The 18,375-nt window shown below is 36.2% G+C and carries 18 protein-coding genes and 1 other annotated feature; all 18 genes read right to left on the bottom strand.

Going from position 1 to position 18,375, the window contains the following annotated elements; all coding sequences use genetic code 11:
- Positions 1-7 precede the first annotated feature (7 nt).
- Positions 8-1,123: a Nif3-like dinuclear metal center hexameric protein gene (locus DLJ74_RS08620; RefSeq protein WP_109984593.1), complete on the bottom strand. Its 1,116-nt coding sequence runs from the start codon at positions 1,121-1,123 to the stop codon at positions 8-10.
- Positions 1,107-1,802, bottom strand: coding sequence for a tRNA (adenine(22)-N(1))-methyltransferase (locus DLJ74_RS08615; protein WP_109984164.1), 696 nt, complete (start codon positions 1,800-1,802; stop codon positions 1,107-1,109). The genes DLJ74_RS08620 and DLJ74_RS08615 overlap by 17 nt, the downstream gene beginning before the upstream one ends.
- A 74-nt stretch (positions 1,803-1,876) precedes the next feature.
- Complete coding sequence (gene cccA / locus DLJ74_RS08610; RefSeq protein WP_054859272.1) at positions 1,877-2,230, bottom strand: cytochrome c550; 354 nt, start codon at positions 2,228-2,230, stop codon at positions 1,877-1,879.
- 129 nt (positions 2,231-2,359) lie between these two features.
- Positions 2,360-2,890, bottom strand: coding sequence for a hypothetical protein (locus DLJ74_RS08605; protein ID WP_109984163.1), 531 nt, complete (start codon positions 2,888-2,890; stop codon positions 2,360-2,362).
- Between the two features lie 165 nt (positions 2,891-3,055).
- Positions 3,056-4,171, bottom strand: coding sequence for an RNA polymerase sigma factor RpoD (gene rpoD, locus DLJ74_RS08600; RefSeq protein WP_054787787.1), 1,116 nt, complete (start codon positions 4,169-4,171; stop codon positions 3,056-3,058).
- A 14-nt stretch (positions 4,172-4,185) separates the two neighbouring features.
- Complete coding sequence (dnaG, locus tag DLJ74_RS08595; RefSeq protein WP_109984162.1) at positions 4,186-6,009, bottom strand: DNA primase; 1,824 nt, start codon at positions 6,007-6,009, stop codon at positions 4,186-4,188.
- 362 nt (positions 6,010-6,371) lie between these two features.
- Positions 6,372-7,223, bottom strand: a complete 852-nt coding sequence (locus DLJ74_RS08590; protein WP_109984161.1) for a pyruvate, water dikinase regulatory protein — start codon at positions 7,221-7,223, stop codon at positions 6,372-6,374.
- 25 nt (positions 7,224-7,248) lie between these two features.
- On the bottom strand, positions 7,249-9,327 hold the full coding sequence (gene glyS / locus DLJ74_RS08585) for a glycine--tRNA ligase subunit beta (RefSeq protein ID WP_109984160.1): 2,079 nt from the start codon (positions 9,325-9,327) through the stop codon (positions 7,249-7,251).
- Positions 9,314-10,207, bottom strand: a complete 894-nt coding sequence (gene glyQ, locus DLJ74_RS08580) for a glycine--tRNA ligase subunit alpha (RefSeq protein ID WP_054859267.1) — start codon at positions 10,205-10,207, stop codon at positions 9,314-9,316. The genes glyS and glyQ overlap by 14 nt, the downstream gene beginning before the upstream one ends.
- A 72-nt stretch (positions 10,208-10,279) precedes the next feature.
- Positions 10,280-10,456, bottom strand: a binding site (T-box leader).
- 50 nt (positions 10,457-10,506) lie between these two features.
- Positions 10,507-11,256, bottom strand: a complete 750-nt coding sequence (gene recO, locus DLJ74_RS08575) for a DNA repair protein RecO (protein ID WP_054859682.1) — start codon at positions 11,254-11,256, stop codon at positions 10,507-10,509.
- 25 nt (positions 11,257-11,281) lie between these two features.
- A complete protein-coding gene (locus tag DLJ74_RS08570) occupies positions 11,282-11,431 on the bottom strand; it encodes a YqzL family protein (protein WP_109984159.1) in 150 nt (49 codons plus the stop codon).
- A gap of 155 nt (positions 11,432-11,586) precedes the next feature.
- Positions 11,587-12,492, bottom strand: a complete 906-nt coding sequence (gene era, locus DLJ74_RS08565) for a GTPase Era (protein ID WP_054859266.1) — start codon at positions 12,490-12,492, stop codon at positions 11,587-11,589.
- 325 nt (positions 12,493-12,817) lie between these two features.
- Positions 12,818-13,198 (bottom strand): diacylglycerol kinase family protein, encoded by a 381-nt coding sequence (locus DLJ74_RS08560; RefSeq protein ID WP_109984158.1) that lies wholly within the window; start codon positions 13,196-13,198, stop codon positions 12,818-12,820.
- On the bottom strand, positions 13,176-13,640 hold the full coding sequence (ybeY, locus tag DLJ74_RS08555) for an rRNA maturation RNase YbeY (RefSeq protein ID WP_054787724.1): 465 nt from the start codon (positions 13,638-13,640) through the stop codon (positions 13,176-13,178). Before ybeY ends, DLJ74_RS08560 begins: the two co-directional genes overlap by 23 nt.
- A 1-nt stretch (position 13,641) precedes the next feature.
- A complete protein-coding gene (locus DLJ74_RS08550) occupies positions 13,642-15,777 on the bottom strand; it encodes an HD family phosphohydrolase (protein WP_109984157.1) in 2,136 nt (711 codons plus the stop codon).
- A 79-nt stretch (positions 15,778-15,856) separates the two neighbouring features.
- A complete protein-coding gene (locus tag DLJ74_RS08545) occupies positions 15,857-16,813 on the bottom strand; it encodes a PhoH family protein (RefSeq protein WP_109984156.1) in 957 nt (318 codons plus the stop codon).
- A gap of 2 nt (positions 16,814-16,815) precedes the next feature.
- Positions 16,816-18,030 carry a sporulation protein YqfD gene (yqfD, locus tag DLJ74_RS08540; RefSeq protein ID WP_109984155.1) on the bottom strand — a complete coding sequence of 405 codons (1,215 nt, stop codon included), beginning with the start codon at positions 18,028-18,030 and terminating at the stop codon, positions 16,816-16,818.
- Complete coding sequence (yqfC, locus tag DLJ74_RS08535) at positions 18,031-18,330, bottom strand: sporulation protein YqfC (protein WP_054787727.1); 300 nt, start codon at positions 18,328-18,330, stop codon at positions 18,031-18,033.
- Positions 18,331-18,375: the final 45 nt, after the last annotated feature.

The following is an 18,375-nucleotide window of genomic DNA, read 5'->3' as shown; positions in this document are numbered from 1 at the left end:
ACAATCGTTAATAACATTTAAACGGTTCTGTTGAGATGGTGGATGTGATTATATTAACCGGTGCTGGTAATTCTTTTTGGTGGTGATCAAAATAGCACTTTACCCCATCTTTCATCACTCTTTCTACATGATGTCCTGGATCAATCAGACAAATACCTGCCTGCTCTGCATCCTGTGCATCATGGAAGCTTAAATCACCTGTAATATAGACATCTGCCCCCATTTTTATTGCATTTATAATATAGCCTTTCCCGCTACCTCCTAAGACAGCTACGCTCCTTACTATCTTATTTTCATCCCCGACAAAACGCACAAATGGAACATCTAAAGCATCCTTCACAAAAGAAAGATATTCCTTTAAGGTCATTTCCTTTTCCACTAAACCAATTCGTCCGAGTCCAAGCGTTTCCGTTGAATTATTTAAAGGAAATACATCATAGGCCATTTCCTCATATGGATGACTTTGTTTAGCCATCTCAATTATTTTACTTAACTGCTTTTCTTTTACAATCGTCTCTATTTTAATCTCTTCGACTTCTTCGATTTTTCCTTTCTTTCCTAAGAATGGATTGGTTCCTTCCAATGGCTTGAATGCACCCATTCCAGCTGTTTCAAAGGTGCAATGACTGTAATTACCTATATGACCTGCACCCTCCTTACCAATTGCTTCTTTTACCACATTTGCGTGACTTTTTGGGACATATACCATAAATTTATATAGTTTATCCGTTATGGAAGGTACAAGAACTTGACGATTTTTTAAACACAATTTATCTGCAAGCAGGTCATTTACCCCACCATTCACCATATCTAAATTCGTATGTGCAGCATAGACAGAAATATTGTTTTTTAATAGTTTCTGAATAATCCTTCCTTTTGAATCGTTCACATCAATTTGTTTTAGACCTTTAAATAATAAGGGATGATGGGCGATGATTAGCTGTACTTGATGCTCTATCGCCTCCTCTACTATCTCATCTGTTACATCAAGTGTAATTAGTAAATTTTGTACGCTCTGTTCTAAATCTCCCACTTGAAGTCCTACATTATCCCAAGATTCTGCATAATCCTTCGGAACCCATTTTTCGAATAATTGAATAATGGCTTTAACTGTTGTTTCCATCATCAACAACCTCCTCTATTAAACGAATCTCTTTTGTAAATTGTTGTATTTTTTCATTTGGAGTATGGGTTGCCTTACGCATCTCATTCAGAAGTATTTCTTTTTTATCTCTTTCCCTCCACCATTTTTCTTGAAAAATAGAATTATTTTCGTTTAATAAAAATGGCCCAAACATTAATTCTTTTTCTGTTATCCTCGGTGTGAAATGAACCTGTTCAGCAACTAAAATTTCATATATATAGCCATCTTCTTCGATAATCTCTTCTGCAATAAGGGCATATCGGTGCTGATACAACCATTTTCTAACAATATCGGCATCTAAGTTTGGTTGTAGTATAAGTCTTTTTACACCCGTTAACTTTGATTTCCCTTCCTCTAATATATTTTTGATTAATTTCCCACCCATTCCTGCAATCGTAATCTGTGATACCTCGCCTTCGTTTACCACTTCTAATCCATTTCCTTTACGGACATGTATTCTATTCTCCAACTGGTTGGTTGTTACCGTTTCAATCGCTCGAAGGTATGGACCTTGATTAATTTCTCCTGCAATGGCAATTGCAGTAGCATCTTGAAGACAAACATAGCATGGTAAGTAGGCATGGTCTGAACCAATGTCGGCAAATTTGATTGGTTTTACTAAGTATTTTGCTATTTTCTCTAATCTTTTTGACAGCATAACATGATAATTCCTTCCGTATAAGTGTAGAAAAAAGCCTTCTGTTATGAAAACAGAAAGCTTATTCTACGCTTTTATTGTTTTTGAGCAAGCCATTCAGCCAAGACTTGTGCTTCTTCGCTCGATACTAATCCTCCAGGCATTGCCGTACCTTCAATACCATTCATAATAATTTCATTGATTTCTTCCTCTGAATATTTACTTCCGATTTTCTGTAAGCTTGGTCCAGAGCCTTCCACACCCTCTAGGTCACCACCGTGACAGCCTATACAGTTTTGGGCAATAGCTTCAGGATCGAGGGCGACTTCTTCGCCACCACCATTAGCAATCTCTTCCTGTTGATTTAGTCCTTGTACCGATAAAATAACCATTGCTAGGATACCTAACACAGCAATCAATGCAAAAGGTATAACAGGATTTTTTTTCATTTTTAGTTCCTCCTTATGTAACATGTATTGCTTGTCTCATCGTTATGTATTAGAAATACAAATCCATATCTATTTTACTGTAAATTCTCATTTAAGCAAAGTGATTCTAATTAAATTTCGATAATTTGACTAAAAATATTCGAACCCGACGAAAATGCTGGCAATGATTACAACAAAAACACCTGCTGCTTGTAGAAAGAACTTGCCTTTTACCTTACCAAATAGAATCCATGTAATCCCATTTAAGTAAATCAATATTATCGTAATCCAATCTATGCCAATGTATATGTTTAAAAAAATGACGGTACTGTATAAGAAATTTATAAAGAAAATAAGGATAGAAAAGGTTTCTTTTAAATAAGTTTTTCTTGTAGTTAGACGAACAAAACTACCGCTTATACCTAATACTACTAAAACGCCTACAATTTGTAAAAAAAGAGAATCAGTCAGCTGAAAAATAAGCACAGGAAACAAGAACAATAATGCATTAAAAAAGTAAATCAATAAATAATATGGTGTCGACTGTTTGTTAGCAAGCTTTTCTCCTTCTCCTTCGGTATATAATGCAAGCAGGTAATCACAATAATGCTCTGGAAGCAATTGATGTGTCTTCCAGTAATTGATTTCCTTAATCACCGTTTCTTTTCTAGCTTCATCCATTAGATCATCCCCGAACAACGAAATTCTTTCTTTATTTATATCGGTCTTGTGTTAAGGAAATGAAGTCACTTTTATTAGAGCATAAACGGTGGTAAAAGCCAACTATTTACTTCCGTATAAAAAAGCTACCTTCTGCGTAAGTACACAGAAGGTCATTCAAATCCCCTACTCAAGGAAGTCTTTTAATCGCTTGCTACGACTAGGATGGCGAAGCTTTCGCAATGCTTTTGCTTCAATTTGACGGATACGTTCTCTTGTGACACCAAACACCTTTCCAACTTCTTCTAGTGTTCGAGTCCTTCCATCATCAAGTCCAAAGCGAAGGCGTAAAACATTCTCCTCTCGATCAGTTAACGTGTCTAATACATCTTCTAGTTGTTCTTTTAGTAATTCGTAAGCGGCATGATCGGATGGCGAGGTAGCTTCTTGATCTTCTATAAAGTCTCCAAGATGCGAATCGTCTTCTTCCCCAATTGGAGTCTCTAAAGAAACGGGCTCTTGAGCAATTTTAAGAATTTCTCTCACTTTATCAGGTGTAAGATCCATGTCTTTAGCAATTTCTTCTGGTGTAGGTTCCCGTCCTAAATCCTGTAATAATTGACGTTGCACGCGAATTAATTTGTTGATCGTTTCAACCATATGCACAGGAATGCGGATGGTTCGTGCTTGATCGGCAATCGCTCTTGTAATGGCTTGGCGAATCCACCAAGTGGCATACGTACTAAATTTAAATCCCTTCCGGAAGTCAAATTTTTCAACTGCCTTAATTAGCCCCATATTCCCTTCTTGAATTAAGTCAAGGAATAGCATTCCTCTACCGACATAGCGTTTTGCAATACTTACAACAAGTCGTAGATTGGCTTCAGCCAAACGTTTCTTGGCATATTCATCGCCCTCTTCGATTCGTTTCGCTAGATCTATTTCCTCTGTTGCCGATAATAAGTCCACACGACCAATTTCCTTTAGATACATCCGAACAGGATCATTTATTTTAATACCTAGAGGTACACTTAGGTCATTTAAATCAAATTCCTCTTCTTTTGATAGCTGTTGTAAAGTTGGATCTTCATCATTATCTCCAATTACTTCCACACCTTGCTCGTTCAATTGCTCATAAAATTCATCAATCTGATCTGATTCCAATTCAAAATTTGATAGTCTTTCAGCAACTTCCTCATATGCTAAAACACCACGCTTTTTACCGATTTCCATTAAATGCTCTTTTGCTTGTTCTAATGTAAGTTCAGGCTCCTTTGAACGTGATGGTTTATTATTTGCCATGAGTGCCCCTCCTTCTAAAAACTTGCTCCATTTTTTGATTGTTGCTTTATCTTTAATATTTCCATCGCAATTTGAGCTGCTTTTACCGGATCTGTTTTCTCTAGTAGCTTTTGTTCCTGTTCTAGTTGTTTAATCCGAACATGATCCGTCTGTTCAGCTAAGATGGTTCTAATATAGTCATCCATTTCTTTATCCGTAATTTCCCAGCTACAATCAAGCATGGACAATTCAACAATTAGCTTACGAATCGTTTCATCTTCTATATATGTGAGAAAATGGCTTGAATTTGGTTCATTTCCTTCCTCATAGAAGCCATAAAGATAGGTAACAATAATTTGGTGTTGTTCTAGATTAAACTTTGATCCAAGTCTATTTTTTACTCTTTCTGCAACATGAGCATTTTGTAGCATGTAAGCAATAAGTCTTCTCTCTGCATTCTGATACGCTGATAATACTTTTTGATTCCGTCGATTCATTAGATGATTTCCATCTTTAGTATGACCAAAGTCTTGACGGTTATCATCATTTTTACTGTTGTTACGTATCCTTGACATTAAATCCTGATTTAATGCATCATAAGATAAATCAAATTGATCAGATAAGTCCCGGATATAATGATCTCTTTCGATCGGACTTTTTAGTAAAGCAATTTCTCCTATAATACTTTCTACATATCTAATCCGATCTCCTTCATGTTGAAGATTAAAATTTTTCTTCAAATGATTAATAAGAAAAGTCATTTCTGATGAACTCGCCTGGAGTACGTTTTCCTTAAAACTAGTTGCACCAAATTCTTGAATATAACTATCTGGGTCATAGCCTTTTGGTAAGTTAGCTACTTTCACTGTACATCCAGCATTCTTTAATAGCTTGATTGCTTTATACGTTGCATTTTGACCGGCATCATCGCCATCAAAACAAATTAAAACCGTATCAACATACCTTCGGAGAATACTTGCATGTGCATCTGTTAAAGACGTTCCTAATGATGCAATACCATTTTTTGCACCTGCTTGATGGACAGCAATAACATCTGCATAACCTTCTAATAATATGGCTTCACTTTTCTTGCGAATTTCACTTCGTGCCAAGTCAAAATTATAAAGTAATTTACTTTTTTGAAAGACAGGTGATTCAGGACTATTTAAATACTTGGGATCCTGTCCATTAATCGATCTTCCACCAAAACCGACTGTTTTTCCAATTGCATTACGAATAGGGAAAATAATCCTTCCTTGAAAACGATCCACATAATTTTGTTGATCATTTGTTGTTAAGAGTCCTGCTTTCACCATTGTTTGACGATGGAAACCTTTATTTTCTAGAAATTGCAAAATGAAATCTTTGGATTGTGGTGAGTAGCCTAGCTGGAATGTATCTATAGATTCATCAGAATAACCTCTTTGATACAAATACTCCAAGCCCTTTTTCCCATCTTTTGTATGTCTCAGGAGATGATGGTATAATTTAGTTAGCCATTGATACGCTTCTAGTATCGCCTGTTCTTCCGTAGAAGGTTCTTTTTTATTTGTTTCGGAAGCTTTTGGTAAGGTATGACCAGATTTATCAGCTAAAAATTCGATGGCCTGTCGAAAGGAAAAGCCTTCGATTTCCATCATAAATGTAATAACATTTCCACCTTTACCACAGCCAAAGCAATGAAAAATTTGTTTCTCCTGGTTTACGGAAAAAGATGGGGTGCTTTCAGAATGAAAAGGGCATAGTCCAAAGAAATTCCTGCCTTGCTTTTTTAGTTGGACATATTCGCCAACAATGTCTACTACATCATTTGCGGCTTGAACAGACGCAATCGTTTCATCTGTATACTGATTAGCCATACTTATCACCAATTCTAATCAAATTATAAAAGCATATTCTATTTTAACATTCGACAAATTTCTCATTCTGTGAAGAAAAAGAGAATTCCCCTTTAATATCATAATACCTCTTTTTGCACTAACTAAAACAACCTTTGTTATTAGGATTTTTGTTTGGCAATCGTAAAAAAAATGAACCCTTATGCTAAATTATTCTACAAAAATTAGCAAATTCCTGCTTTTCCTTAAAATTATTCCTAGAAAAACTATAAAAAAGGTTATAATAAATTTATATTTTGTTTTACACAAAATATTATTATAAAACAATTATGTGTTAATTTCCAATAATAAATACGAGGAATTCGAAATAATTTTCTATTCCTTTATGATTCATCGATTTTTTCACCATTATCATTTTCTAAATTCCAATATGGTTGGTTAATCATATTTAAAATAATATTCGCTGTTTCTTCGACTGCTTTATTGGAAACATCGATAACTGGACAACCTAATCTTTGGATTACATTATCAAAGAAGTTAAGTTCTGCTTCGATTCTATCTAAATTGGCATAGCTTGCTCCATCACTAAGCCCTAGAGACTTTAGTCTCTCTCTACGTATCCCGTTAAGTTTTTCAGGACTTATCTTTAATCCTATACATTTATGTGTGGGAATTTGAAAAAGTGATTCTGGTGGGTCCACTTCTGGCACAATTGGGACATTCGCTACTTTTAATTTTTTGTGTGCTAAATATTGTGATAATGGTGTTTTTGAAGTTCTTGAGACACCAATTAATACGATATCTGCTTGCATCACCCCTCGTGGATCTCGCCCGTCATCGTACCGGACAGCAAATTCTATTGCTTCCACTCTTCTAAAGTAATCCTCGTCTAATTTATGAATATTGCCTGGCTCTTGCTTAGATTTCAAGCTAAACTTCCGCTCCATTGCCCTAAGCATTGGTCCCATAATATCCACACATTCAACTTGTTTAGAAGCTGCCTCCTCTACGAGAAAATCTCTTAATTCATTATTTACTAAAGTAAATCCGATGAGTGCTCCTAATTGCTTTGCGTGGTAGACAGCACCACGCAAAACTTCAAAGCTTTCTACATATGGTATACGATACAGATCATAATCGGTTTCATCCAAAAATTGGCTTAATGCTGCTTTTGTCACTAATTCTGCTGTTTCACCAACCGAATCCGAAACGACATAGATTATTTTTTTCTCCATTACCTCTTTAGCCCCCTGGGTCTCACTAACCTTGAACTTGCTTCCATTGGATCAGTGTTAAATCAGCAAACTTTTTAATATCTTTGGCAATAACACTCAGTAGAGATAAGCGGTTTGCTCGGACCATTTCGTTGTCTGCCATAACCATGGTATGATCGAAAAATTGATGAATTGGCTGAACAAGCGGATCTAAAGCAGTTAACGCTTCTTGAGCTTTTTGTTGCTGAAGGAGTTCTAAGTATGCTGATTGGATCGATTGATAAGTACCGAAGAGTTGCTTTTCCTGCTCATTTTCAAATAATTCTGGCCTAACGGAATCGATCTTCTCTGCTTTATTGGCTAAATTAATGACGCGAACATAGGCCTCTTGTTTTGCTTTAAAAGTAGGATCATTTCTTTTTTCGCTTAGTACGAGTGCTTTTCTTTTTACAAAGGAAATATTGACAAGTTCATTAATTAAGACGGCATCGATCACATCTGCTTCAATATTATCCTCCTTCATAATATATGCAACTCTTTGCTTAAAAAATGATTCTAGCTGAGATAGTACCTTATTGTCACCCTTAGTAGAATATAAAGCTTGTACTTCCTTCACTAATCGATCCAAATTCAAGCTCCATCCTTGATGAGCGATCATTTGAATGACCCCTAAAGCTTGTCGCCTTAAAGCATAAGGATCCTGTGAACCACTAGGGATTAACCCGACAGAAAAACAACCAACAATAGTATCTAGCTTATCGGCAATACTGACTACTGTACCAACAATGCTTTCAGGTAATGCTGCATTCGCATGGCGTGGCATATATTGTTCCTCTATTGCTTGGGCCACTGCTGGATCCTCACCAAAAATATAGGCATAATTTCTTCCCATAATTCCTTGAAGCTCCGTAAATTCCGTTACCATATTTGTAACAAGATCAAACTTACAGATTTCTGCGGCTCGTTTTACAAGTGTTCTGTCCTTCTCTGATAAACCAAGATGGTCCACTATTATTTCTGAGATATTCACTATCCTTTTTGACTTATCTGCAATTGTTCCAAGTTTTTCTTGGAAAACCATCCGAGTTAGCTTATCTATATTCCGTTCTATCGATTGCTTTTGGTCCTCTTCATAGAAAAATTGCGCATCTTGTAGTCTAGCTCGTAGCACCTTCTCATTACCTCGTGCAACGGTATCGATATGTTCTGCTGTACCATTTCTTACACCGATAAAATAAGGATACAATTCTCCTTCGGTAGATTGAACAGGGAAATATCGTTGGTGTTCCTTCATCGTCGTAATTAACACTTCTTTTGGTAAATGTAAAAAAGATTCATGGAATTTACCACTAAAGACTGTAGGAAATTCTACAAGGTTTTTCACCTCTGTTAGTAAGTCTTGATCAACTGGAATTTGCCAATTGTTTTGCTCTTCTAGTCTTTTGATCCCTTCTAAAATAAGCTGCTCACGTTTATGTGCTACTGCAATTACATATTCCCTTTCTAGAAGCTGTTCATATTGAAGTGGTTGATCGATGGTAATCTTTCCACCTAAAAAGCGGTGTCCATACGTTATATTACTAGATTTAACTCCGGCAATACTAAGTGGAATTACTTCATGATCCTGTAAGGCAACGATCCATTTGATTGGACGGATATAGCGAATGCTTTCATTTGCCCAACGCATACTTTTTGGAAAGTGTAAGTTTAAAATGACTTCCTTAAATTGTGGTAAAAGCTCCACCGTACTCTTGCCTTCAATAAACTTCTTCACGAATACATAGTTAGTACCTTTAACTGACTTCATGTATAAGTCTTCAACGGTCTTACCTTGACCTTTTGAAAAACCAATTGCAGCTTTTGTCCAGCCTCCATTTTCGTCTTTTGCAATTTTCTCTGCAGGACCTTTTGCCTCTTCTACTTGATCCTCTTGTTTCAGCTGAAGTCCTTCGATTAATACAGCAAATCGTCTTGGCGTAATGTATGTGTTGATTTTTTGGTAGGATAATCTGACTTCCTCTAACCAATTTATTGTCTTTTCCTTTAATTCCTTCTCTGTATTGTCCATAAAACGAGCAGGCATTTCTTCTAAGCCAATCTCGAATAAAACATTAGTTGTTTTCATTTACGTTACTCTCTCCTTTCAACATCGGAAAACCAAGCCTCTCTCTTTCTTCTACATAAAGCTTTGCGATTTCTCGAGCAAGATTTCTCACTCTTCCGATATAGCCAGTTCTCTCTGTCACAGAGATAACCCCTTTGGCATCTAATAAATTAAACGTATGAGAGCATTTCAAGACATAATCATATGCTGGAAATACTAATCCTTTTTCCATTGTTCGTTTTGCCTCATCCTCATAGGTTGAAAATAGTTCGAACAGCATCTCTGTATTTGATTCCTCAAACGTGTAGGTGGAGTGCTCGTATTCAGGTTGATAAAAAATGTCTCCTACTGTTACACCCTTCGTCCATTCTAATTCGAAAACATTCTCTTTATCCTGAATATAGGATGCAAGACGCTCAATACCATACGTAATTTCCACTGCTACTGGTTTTGCCTCTAGACCACCTATTTGTTGAAAATACGTAAATTGCGTAATTTCCATTCCATCTAACCAAACCTCCCAACCTAAGCCAGCTGCACCCAAAGTTGGGTTTTCCCAATTATCCTCTACAAAACGAATATCATGCTCTTTCGGATCTATACCAAGCTTTTCGAGTGATTTCAAATATAACTCTTGAATATTTGCAGGTGATGGCTTCATAATCACTTGAAACTGGTGATGTTGATAAAGACGATTTGGATTTTGTCCATATCTTCCATCAGCAGGTCTTCTGGATGGTTCTACATAAGCTACATTCCAAGGCTCTGGCCCAAGACTACGCAATAAGGTCATAGGAGACATGGTACCAGCTCCTTTTTCCACATCATATGCTTGCATCAGAATACAATTCTGATCTGACCAATGCTTCTGTAATGTTAAGATCATTTCTTGAATATTCATGTTCACTACCCCCATTAAAAATCGCGTTCTCTAACGTGAAAACCCGTCCCTATGCTTTATCCACTGATAAAGCATAGGGACGGGTTGCCCGCGGTTCCACCCTATTTGTTATCCATTTCTATAGGATAACCACTTTATAAAAAAACTGCTCCAGAGCGCCTTCCTTAACGCATTCCTATCTAGCTCCCACCAACCTAGACTCGCTTTTAAGAATGGATGAAAAGTACTACTCTCTCTCCACGCAGAAACGTCATTCCATTATTCTACATAATAAGAGAAATCTAATCCATTGTCAACTTCTAAGGTTTTTTTAATTGATCCATCTGCTTTAAAAACTTTTTCGATTTAAGATAAAAGCCACCATGCTGTTCATAATATTGATCCATTATTTGATGTAATAAGCGTTTATTTTCTGCTTTGATAGAGATGTTTCCTATTTGTTCCATGTCAATTAAGGAAAAAACAACAAGTAGTCGATGTAAGTTTTCTGAAACATAAAAGGCATACTGATCTTTATAAGAACATGCGGAACACAGCACCCCTCCCTCATGTACAGAAAAATAATGAAGCCCTTCGTTTCGGCCACAGTGAACACATTTGTCAACGATAGGCGCAAAACCCGCCTCTTGATACATTTTCCACTCATATATCATCGTCAAGACTTCAGCATCCTTGTCAGTGTCAATCCATCTAACCGTTTGAAGAAGCTGTTTATAAAGAAACGGATTATATTTTTTTGGGTCAATTAGCTTATCCGTTAATTCAGCTAAATAACTTGTATAAGCTGTTTTAAAGATATCCTCTCTAATTCCTCGAAAAGAAGATAGGACTTCACCCTGTTGGATCGTGGCTAGACTAGTACCAGGTTGGATTAAGAAATTACCATGAATAAATGGCTGCGTGATAGCAGCCATTCTACTTTTTGTTTTTTTTGCACCACGTGCTATTGCGCCAATTTTCCCCATTGTTGGCGTTAGTAATGTCACAATTTTGTGAGTTTCTCCGTAATCCTGTGTTTTAAGAATGAAGCCTTCTACTTTTTCGAACACAAGCTTCACCTTTCCCTTTCTACAATTAAAAATGTGTATCTTTTAGTAAAGATTCTTGCTGATCGTCGGAAGAATCATCCTCCATTATTGGTTCTTCTACTTCCATTTGCTTCATCCATAAATATGCTTCAATATTACCTGTTTGACTGAAAATTTTCCATGGTACATCGATCACAATAAATCTCACCTTTCCTTTTGGTCATTAATCATTGTGCTCATTAATAGAATTACCCAAAACAGTCATTCAATTAGTAATAATATTTACCATGTATGATTTTCAATGATCATACATTTATCATAGTAAAATGATGAAGAAAGCTACTCCATTCGTTAATATTCATCCTGTTTAAAACCGAACTCATGGAGCTGATGCGGTTTATTTCGCCAATTTTCTTGGATCTTTACCCAAAGCTCTAAATAAACCTTCGAACCAAGTAAACGTTCAATATCCTGCCTTGCTCTTTTTCCAATTTCCTTGAGCATCTTACCTTGCTTGCCTATAATAATACCTTTTTGAGATTTTCGCTCAACGATGATACTTGCTTGTATCAAGAGCTTTTGATCATCTCCACGATTCTCTATTTGGTCTATGACCACTGCTACAGAATGTGGAATTTCTTCCCTTGTTAAATGAAGAACCTTTTCACGAATTAATTCTCCAATGATAAACCTTTCTGGATGATCGGTTACTTGGTCCTCTGGATAAAATTGTGGTCCTTCAGGCAAATACTCTGTAAAAATGTCCATTAAATGGGATACATTATTACCTTCTAATGCTGAAATTGGAATAATTTCTTGGAATGGATACTTGTCCTTATATAATTCAATAAGTGGCAAAAGTTCGTCGGGATGTATGAGATCAATTTTATTAATGACTAAAAAAACTGGTGTTTTATTAGTTGCTAGTCGATCGATAATATATTGATCTCCGCGACCATACCCTTCATCAGCATTGATCATAAACATAATTGCATCCACTTCATTTAAAGTGTTCTCTGCAATTTTGACCATAAAATCGCCTAGTTTATGCTTCGGTTTGTGAATTCCGGGCGTATCAATGAAAACAATTTGTTTTTCCTTATCTGTGTATACACCTTGAATCTTATTTCTCGTTGTTTGCGCCTTGTCACTCATAATGGCAATTTTTTGACCAATTACTCTATTCATAAAGGTAGATTTCCCGACATTAGGTCTTCCAATTATAGCTACAAATCCTGATTTGAAAGTGTTTTCCATACTGTTCCTCCGCTATTCTCTTGTTGGCTGCTATATGTATATCATACTATAAATTGCTGTGTATTTCATGCATTCGACAAAACTAGTGGTAATGTTTTTTAAAACCTGTAAAAAGGATGTATTCCCTAATATTCTACACGAATTGGCATTGTTTAAACATTCTAACATGTGATGTTGTTTTTTGGAAGGTTGGTTATCATTATCTAGAGGTTAGAAACTCAAACAAGCTTCATTCGCCTCCCTTTTAAGTTTGTACAAATTGAAAAAGGAAAGCTTCCTAAATAAGTTCACTTTCCCTTTCGTATAATCTCTAATTTTGATAGCACTATGCTAAAATTGCTAACCATTTTGGCAAAAAAATTAGACATGCTATGATGATGGCAATGATTGCCGTAACTAAAACAGCTGCTGCAGCAAGATCTTTTGCGGTACCTATGGCGGTATGTTTTTTTGGCTCTAAGTAGTCTAAAGCTCTTTCGAGGGCAGTATTCATTATTTCCATACTAATGACCGCACCAATGGTTAGAAAAAGGATAGCCCATTCCACTGTGGATAGTTTAGTTATCAGACCGATAATGATCACCATTATCATAGCTAATAGGTGTATTTTGACATTTCGCTCGGTTAATATGGCGACTTTTAATCCTTTCCATGCATAACGAAACCCAAAATGGAACCTATTCTTACCTCGATAATCCGAAGCCATTTAAGATCTCCTCTTGTCTTGAAAACATTTTTGTTTCTTCATCCTTCTCCATGTGGTCGTATCCAAGTAAATGCAAGAAGCCATGTAACGCAAGAAAACCTAGTTCTCTTGATAGGCTATGATTATACTCCTTTGCTTGTTCCTCTGCTTTGGTTACCGAAATGATAATATCTCCTAAAACAAGAGGCAATCCTTCACCATTTATAGCCAATTCTCCTTCTTGTTCCTCCTCTAATGCAAAGGAAAGCACATCAGTAGGTCGATCAAGACTCCTGTATTCTTTATTCAATCGTTGAATTTCCTCATTGTCTACGAATGTGAGTGATAATTCAGCATTGTCAGGTATTTTCTCCTCTGTTGCTGCATAACTTAATAATCGACTGATAAGTTCCAGATAATCCTGTTTAATACTTTCTGTTTCATCGATAAAATCAATCTCCATGTTATTTTGCCTCCTTGATCGACTCTTCTTTTGGATATTGAATCCTTGAATGATAAATACCTTTTAATGTTTCACAGATGACGCTTTTCATTGTTTCTAATTCTTTTAATGTTAAAGAACTATTGTTAAGCTGCCCATCTAACACACGATCCTTTATGATGGATGTTACAATATTTTCTATTTCTTCCTGGTTTGGATGATTGAGTGATCGAACAGCAGCTTCTACTGAGTCACAAATCGATACTGCTGCGGCTTCCTTTGATCTAGGCCTAGGACCTTGATAACGAAATTCGGATTCTGGAACCTTCTCATTAACCTCTTTTGCTTTATAGTAAAAAAATTTTAACAAGGTTGTACCGTGATGCTGCAGGGCAATATCAATGATTTCTTTTGGAAGCTTATCTTTTCTTAACATTTCTGCACTATCCAAAGGGTGCTGAAGAATGATTTCAGCGCTCTCGTAAGGGTCCAAAAAATCATGGGGGTTTTTCATTCCCATTTGATTCTCAATAAAGTAATGTGGTCGAACGGTTTTCCCTAAATCGTGATAATAAGCACCTACTCGTGCAAGTAATCCATTCGCACCAATTGCTTCACAAGCTGCTTCACTTAAATTGGCAACCATAATACTATGGTGGTAGGTACCCGGTGCTTCAATCAATAATTTCCTCAACAACGGTTGATTCGGACTAGACAGGCTCAAAAGCTTTGAATCTGAAATAATTCCTAATCCTGACTCAAAAAATGGAAGCATTCCAATTGTTAACACGGTTGAGAACATGGCAGAAAGAAAGCCATATCCACTAAACATTAAATAGTCTAACCAGTCATATTTCTCAAACGATAATAATAAAAATAAAGATACAGTGACAATATTATATAACGAGATACTGATGCCAGCCTTTAAAATCGCCATTTTATCCTTCACATTGGCTAAAAAATAAATGCTAGCTAGCTGTGTAATCAAAAAGTATACTCCTGCCTCCATATTAAGCAGGCCAGGTATGTTCGCATTAAAAATGACACTACCTACCATTGCATAAAAAATAGAAAAAACGATTGCTAGCCGCTCACTGACTAAGATTTTTAAAAGCATAGATGCTACAGCAATTGGCGCGACAAAATAAAGAGGATTTACCGTAGTCGTATAAAAGCTGACGACCTTCATTAAACTAGCAATAAAAATACTAATAATAATAATGGCAATTAACGAACTAAGCTTCAATGCTTTCTTTTTCTTTGCATGCCACATCTCCAAAAACATCATGGACGCTAGGAGAAGTAATAAAAGCGATAGCCCAATTAACGGGAATATATTCCTCTCTTCATTTAAAAGCCCTGTAATCTTAAGCTCTTCATAAATTTCATTCGTAATTAATTTTCCTTCTTCAACAATGATTTCACCAGCACGAATCATGACAGGCTCAACATTCTCTCTAGCTCTTTGTTGGGCTTCATTTGTTTTATCTGCTGAGAAAAAGGAGTTTGGTTCGACTCCATAGGAAATAAGTGGATATAAAGACCGTACAAAGCTATTATCTAGTGTTGAATAATGCAGCTTTTGTTGGATTGACTCTATTACCTTGTTCTCTTCTTCTATTTGAACCCCTGTATGATAAGCATCATTTAATGCAGTCGTCAATAATTCTTTAGCAAGCATTCTATTCTCTGGACTTGCTTCGAATAAGGAGAGAAATACTTGATCATCAATTTCACGAATGGCTTCATCTTGAACAAGGTCCTTCAAGTAGGAAATTTTGTCATCGATTGTGACGGATGGAAGTGATAGTGTCTTCTTCAAATCCTCTGATTCCACTTTTTCAATTGCTTCAAATATTTCGTGGACAGCAGAGACCCTTTCATCTGCCACTTCTAATGAAATCTCGTAGTGATCCTCTACTGATTGAACAGCTTCTCGTATACGACTGTCCGTCTCCTTTGTGTTTTCAATGGTGATAGGGGAACGAATCGTTTCATTTGCTGTTGAAAATTTCTCGATGTCATATGTTTCCGTATATACATTGGAATACGTCACCAGAAAAAAAATAGAGGCACAAATGAGGGATGTTAGTAAAAATTGTATCCAATCATATTTTAAGTATTTATGTATATCCTTTGTTATGTTTTGTTTTCTCATCATCATCCCTCTTTTGATTATTCAAAGAATGGTTTAATCATTAGTTATTTACACGCATGAGATTTTACATTTGCGCTTTTTATTTCTTTTCATAGGCTTCAATGACTTTTTGCACGATTGGATGTCTGACTACATCTGACTGAGATAAAGTAACAAAGCTTATTCCGTTCATATTTTGGAGCTTTTCCCTTGCCTCCACTAATCCTGAATAAACCCCTTTTGGTAAATCAATTTGAGTTACGTCACCAGTGATAATCATTTTTGACCCAAATCCAAGTCTTGTTAAAAACATTTTCATTTGAGCGGTAGTCGTATTTTGCGCTTCATCTAAAATGACAAAAGCATCATCTAATGTTCGCCCTCGCATATAAGCAAGTGGTGCAATTTCAATTGTTCCACGTTCAATTAATCTCATCGTATGTTCATTGCCAAGCACATCATGTAATGCATCATAAAGTGGACGTAGATACGGATCAACCTTTTCTTTTAAATCTCCTGGTAAAAATCCTAGGCTTTCCCCTGCTTCTACTGCAGGCCTTGTTAGGATGATTCTTTTTACTTTACCACTTTTCAAAGCAGATACTGCCATCACAACGGCTAAATAGGTTTTTCCTGTACCGGCTGGACCAATTCCAAAAACCAAATCATCTCGTTTCATTGCTTGCAAATAATTTCGTTGACCGAGCGTTTTTACCCGAATTGATTTACCCTTAGCGTTTTTTGTAATCTCGTCTTCAAATAATGTCTCAAGTTGATCGATTTTTCCTCTTTTTGCTAAATCTACAGCATAAATAACATCGCGTTCTGTTACCGCAATCCCTTTTCGAATGATGTGAAGTAATCCATCTAACACTTCTTGGATCATTTTTCTATCTTCCATTGTTCCAGAAACGCTTACTTGTTCTCCTCTTGAAACAATGGAAACTTGTAACTGTTCTTCTAATTGTTTGAGATGGCGGTCTTCTGTACCGAATAAATTTAATGCTTCGTTTGGGTTCTCTAGTTGTAAATTAATTAATTTAAAATCCTCTGACATAATCAATCTCCTTGATTTATTGTTTGTCTTTTTACAATGTCTTCTAGAACGGTGTAATATATTGTTAATTTAACTTTACCATGCTCTACTCGTTCGTGCAAAATTTTTTCATCTATTATTTCTGCATCAATTGGTATGCTTTTTTTCAACCTTCTTTTCGCCTGTTGGAGTGCAAGTTTTTTCGCTTCATCCTCTGACCGTTTCTCCTCGATTTGTTCTTTCTCAAATATAGTCTGTTCCACATAACTTATTGGCAGCTTCCATTTCAAGAAATAGAAAGATCGTTCATTTACCTCCATTTGGCTATTTTTGTAATCAGGATATCGGAAATTCCAAACAGGTATGAGCCAATCTATAACCTTCAAATAATGCTTCTTTTCACTCTCCCCTGTTAGCACTTCATACTTATCGTCTATCGAAAGCTCAATTTCACTTCTATACCAAACCTTAGCAATCACTTCCCCTTTAGCAACAAGAGGCTTTGGAGCTTGTTCCTCTTCCTTCTTGTCCTCCTCTTTTTGGTCACCTAAATAAGCAGAAATGAGGATATCGTTTTTGTTTACTACATCATTTGGTTTTACAAGAGGTTGTCCGTTTTCAACGTAAAGATCTACAATTACCCCCTCTTTCGCAGCAACTAGGTGGCCTGGCTCCTCCTCTTCAGGCTTTTCCACTAGTGTTTTTTCAACACCCTCTAAATGGAAGTTTGACCCTCTTTTCGTTACGCCGATCCACAATAACTCTGGAATGTCCTCTAGGAGCTTTTTTTGAATTTCCGCTGGTGAAGCTATATTCCATTGCAAGCTCCCCTTTGTCACACCATACTCGGTGAGGTGCTCCATGACTTTTTTATCCAATTCATTATCTAATCCATTGATGTCGATTCGCCAGACCATGTTAGAAAGGAAAAAAATAAAACACACTGCAATCATAAATCCAATGAGTAGTGGTTTTTGGTATAAGGTATGCTTCATAAAAAAAGGAAAACCATTTTTGTCACGGAAATAAACCTTATGAATAGTCTTCCTTTTAACTTTGCGTAGCTTAGGGATATCCTTTACATTAACAATACCAGTGCAAGTTGTCCTATTTATTTTGTTTATATCCCATGATTGTATGCCATTTTTCGCACATAACTCAAAAAATTTTTCTGGATATTCACCTATCACTTTTATGGTGACATACCCTTTTAACCAGCTTTTTTTCTCGAGAAACATCTATGTTTTCCCTCCATTTATCTCTTTTTGGAAAGTTACATCCGTAATTTTCCCTTCTAGTAAGATCTCTTGTCCGACCATCATTTTCAGTACAAAATCAGATCCAATAATCTTAATAAAGCCATTGTGCACCTTCAGCAAAAGTTCATTGGATTGAAAGATTATTAAACCTTGATGATTTTCGATATAGGCATGAATGGAACCTATCATGGTAATACGTGGGAGTTCCAACATGACTTCAGAAGGAAGATCAAATGTTTTAGTTACGAATCTTGATAGCTTATCTTTCCATTGCCGCACAGCACAACGCCCCCTTCATTTCATTGTATGAAAAGTTAGTTAGCT

Origin of the sequence: Gracilibacillus dipsosauri (genome assembly GCF_003176895.1) — a bacterium.
GTDB lineage: Bacteria > Bacillota > Bacilli > Bacillales > Amphibacillaceae > Gracilibacillus > Gracilibacillus dipsosauri.
The sequence above is the reverse complement of the archived record's forward strand: the minus strand, read 5'-3'. Positions and strand labels throughout refer to the sequence as shown.

Coding starts and splice junctions, on each gene's coding strand:
- DLJ74_RS08620 (WP_109984593.1), bottom strand. CDS start 1,123: ATGGAAACAACAGTTAAAGCCATTATTCAATTATTCGAAAAATGGGTT.
- DLJ74_RS08615 (WP_109984164.1), bottom strand. CDS start 1,802: ATGCTGTCAAAAAGATTAGAGAAAATAGCAAAATACTTAGTAAAACCA.
- cccA (WP_054859272.1), bottom strand. CDS start 2,230: ATGAAAAAAAATCCTGTTATACCTTTTGCATTGATTGCTGTGTTAGGT.
- DLJ74_RS08605 (WP_109984163.1), bottom strand. CDS start 2,890: ATGGATGAAGCTAGAAAAGAAACGGTGATTAAGGAAATCAATTACTGG.
- rpoD (WP_054787787.1), bottom strand. CDS start 4,171: ATGGCAAATAATAAACCATCACGTTCAAAGGAGCCTGAACTTACATTA.
- dnaG (WP_109984162.1), bottom strand. CDS start 6,009: ATGGCTAATCAGTATACAGATGAAACGATTGCGTCTGTTCAAGCCGCA.
- DLJ74_RS08590 (WP_109984161.1), bottom strand. CDS start 7,223: ATGGAGAAAAAAATAATCTATGTCGTTTCGGATTCGGTTGGTGAAACA.
- glyS (WP_109984160.1), bottom strand. CDS start 9,327: ATGAAAACAACTAATGTTTTATTCGAGATTGGCTTAGAAGAAATGCCT.
- glyQ (WP_054859267.1), bottom strand. CDS start 10,207: ATGAATATTCAAGAAATGATCTTAACATTACAGAAGCATTGGTCAGAT.
- era (WP_054859266.1), bottom strand. CDS start 12,492: ATGGAAAACACTTTCAAATCAGGATTTGTAGCTATAATTGGAAGACCT.
- DLJ74_RS08560 (WP_109984158.1), bottom strand. CDS start 13,198: ATGGCTTCGGATTATCGAGGTAAGAATAGGTTCCATTTTGGGTTTCGT.
- ybeY (WP_054787724.1), bottom strand. CDS start 13,640: ATGGAGATTGATTTTATCGATGAAACAGAAAGTATTAAACAGGATTAT.
- DLJ74_RS08550 (WP_109984157.1), bottom strand. CDS start 15,777: ATGAGAAAACAAAACATAACAAAGGATATACATAAATACTTAAAATAT.
- DLJ74_RS08545 (WP_109984156.1), bottom strand. CDS start 16,813: ATGTCAGAGGATTTTAAATTAATTAATTTACAACTAGAGAACCCAAAC.
- yqfD (WP_109984155.1), bottom strand. CDS start 18,030: ATGTTTCTCGAGAAAAAAAGCTGGTTAAAAGGGTATGTCACCATAAAA.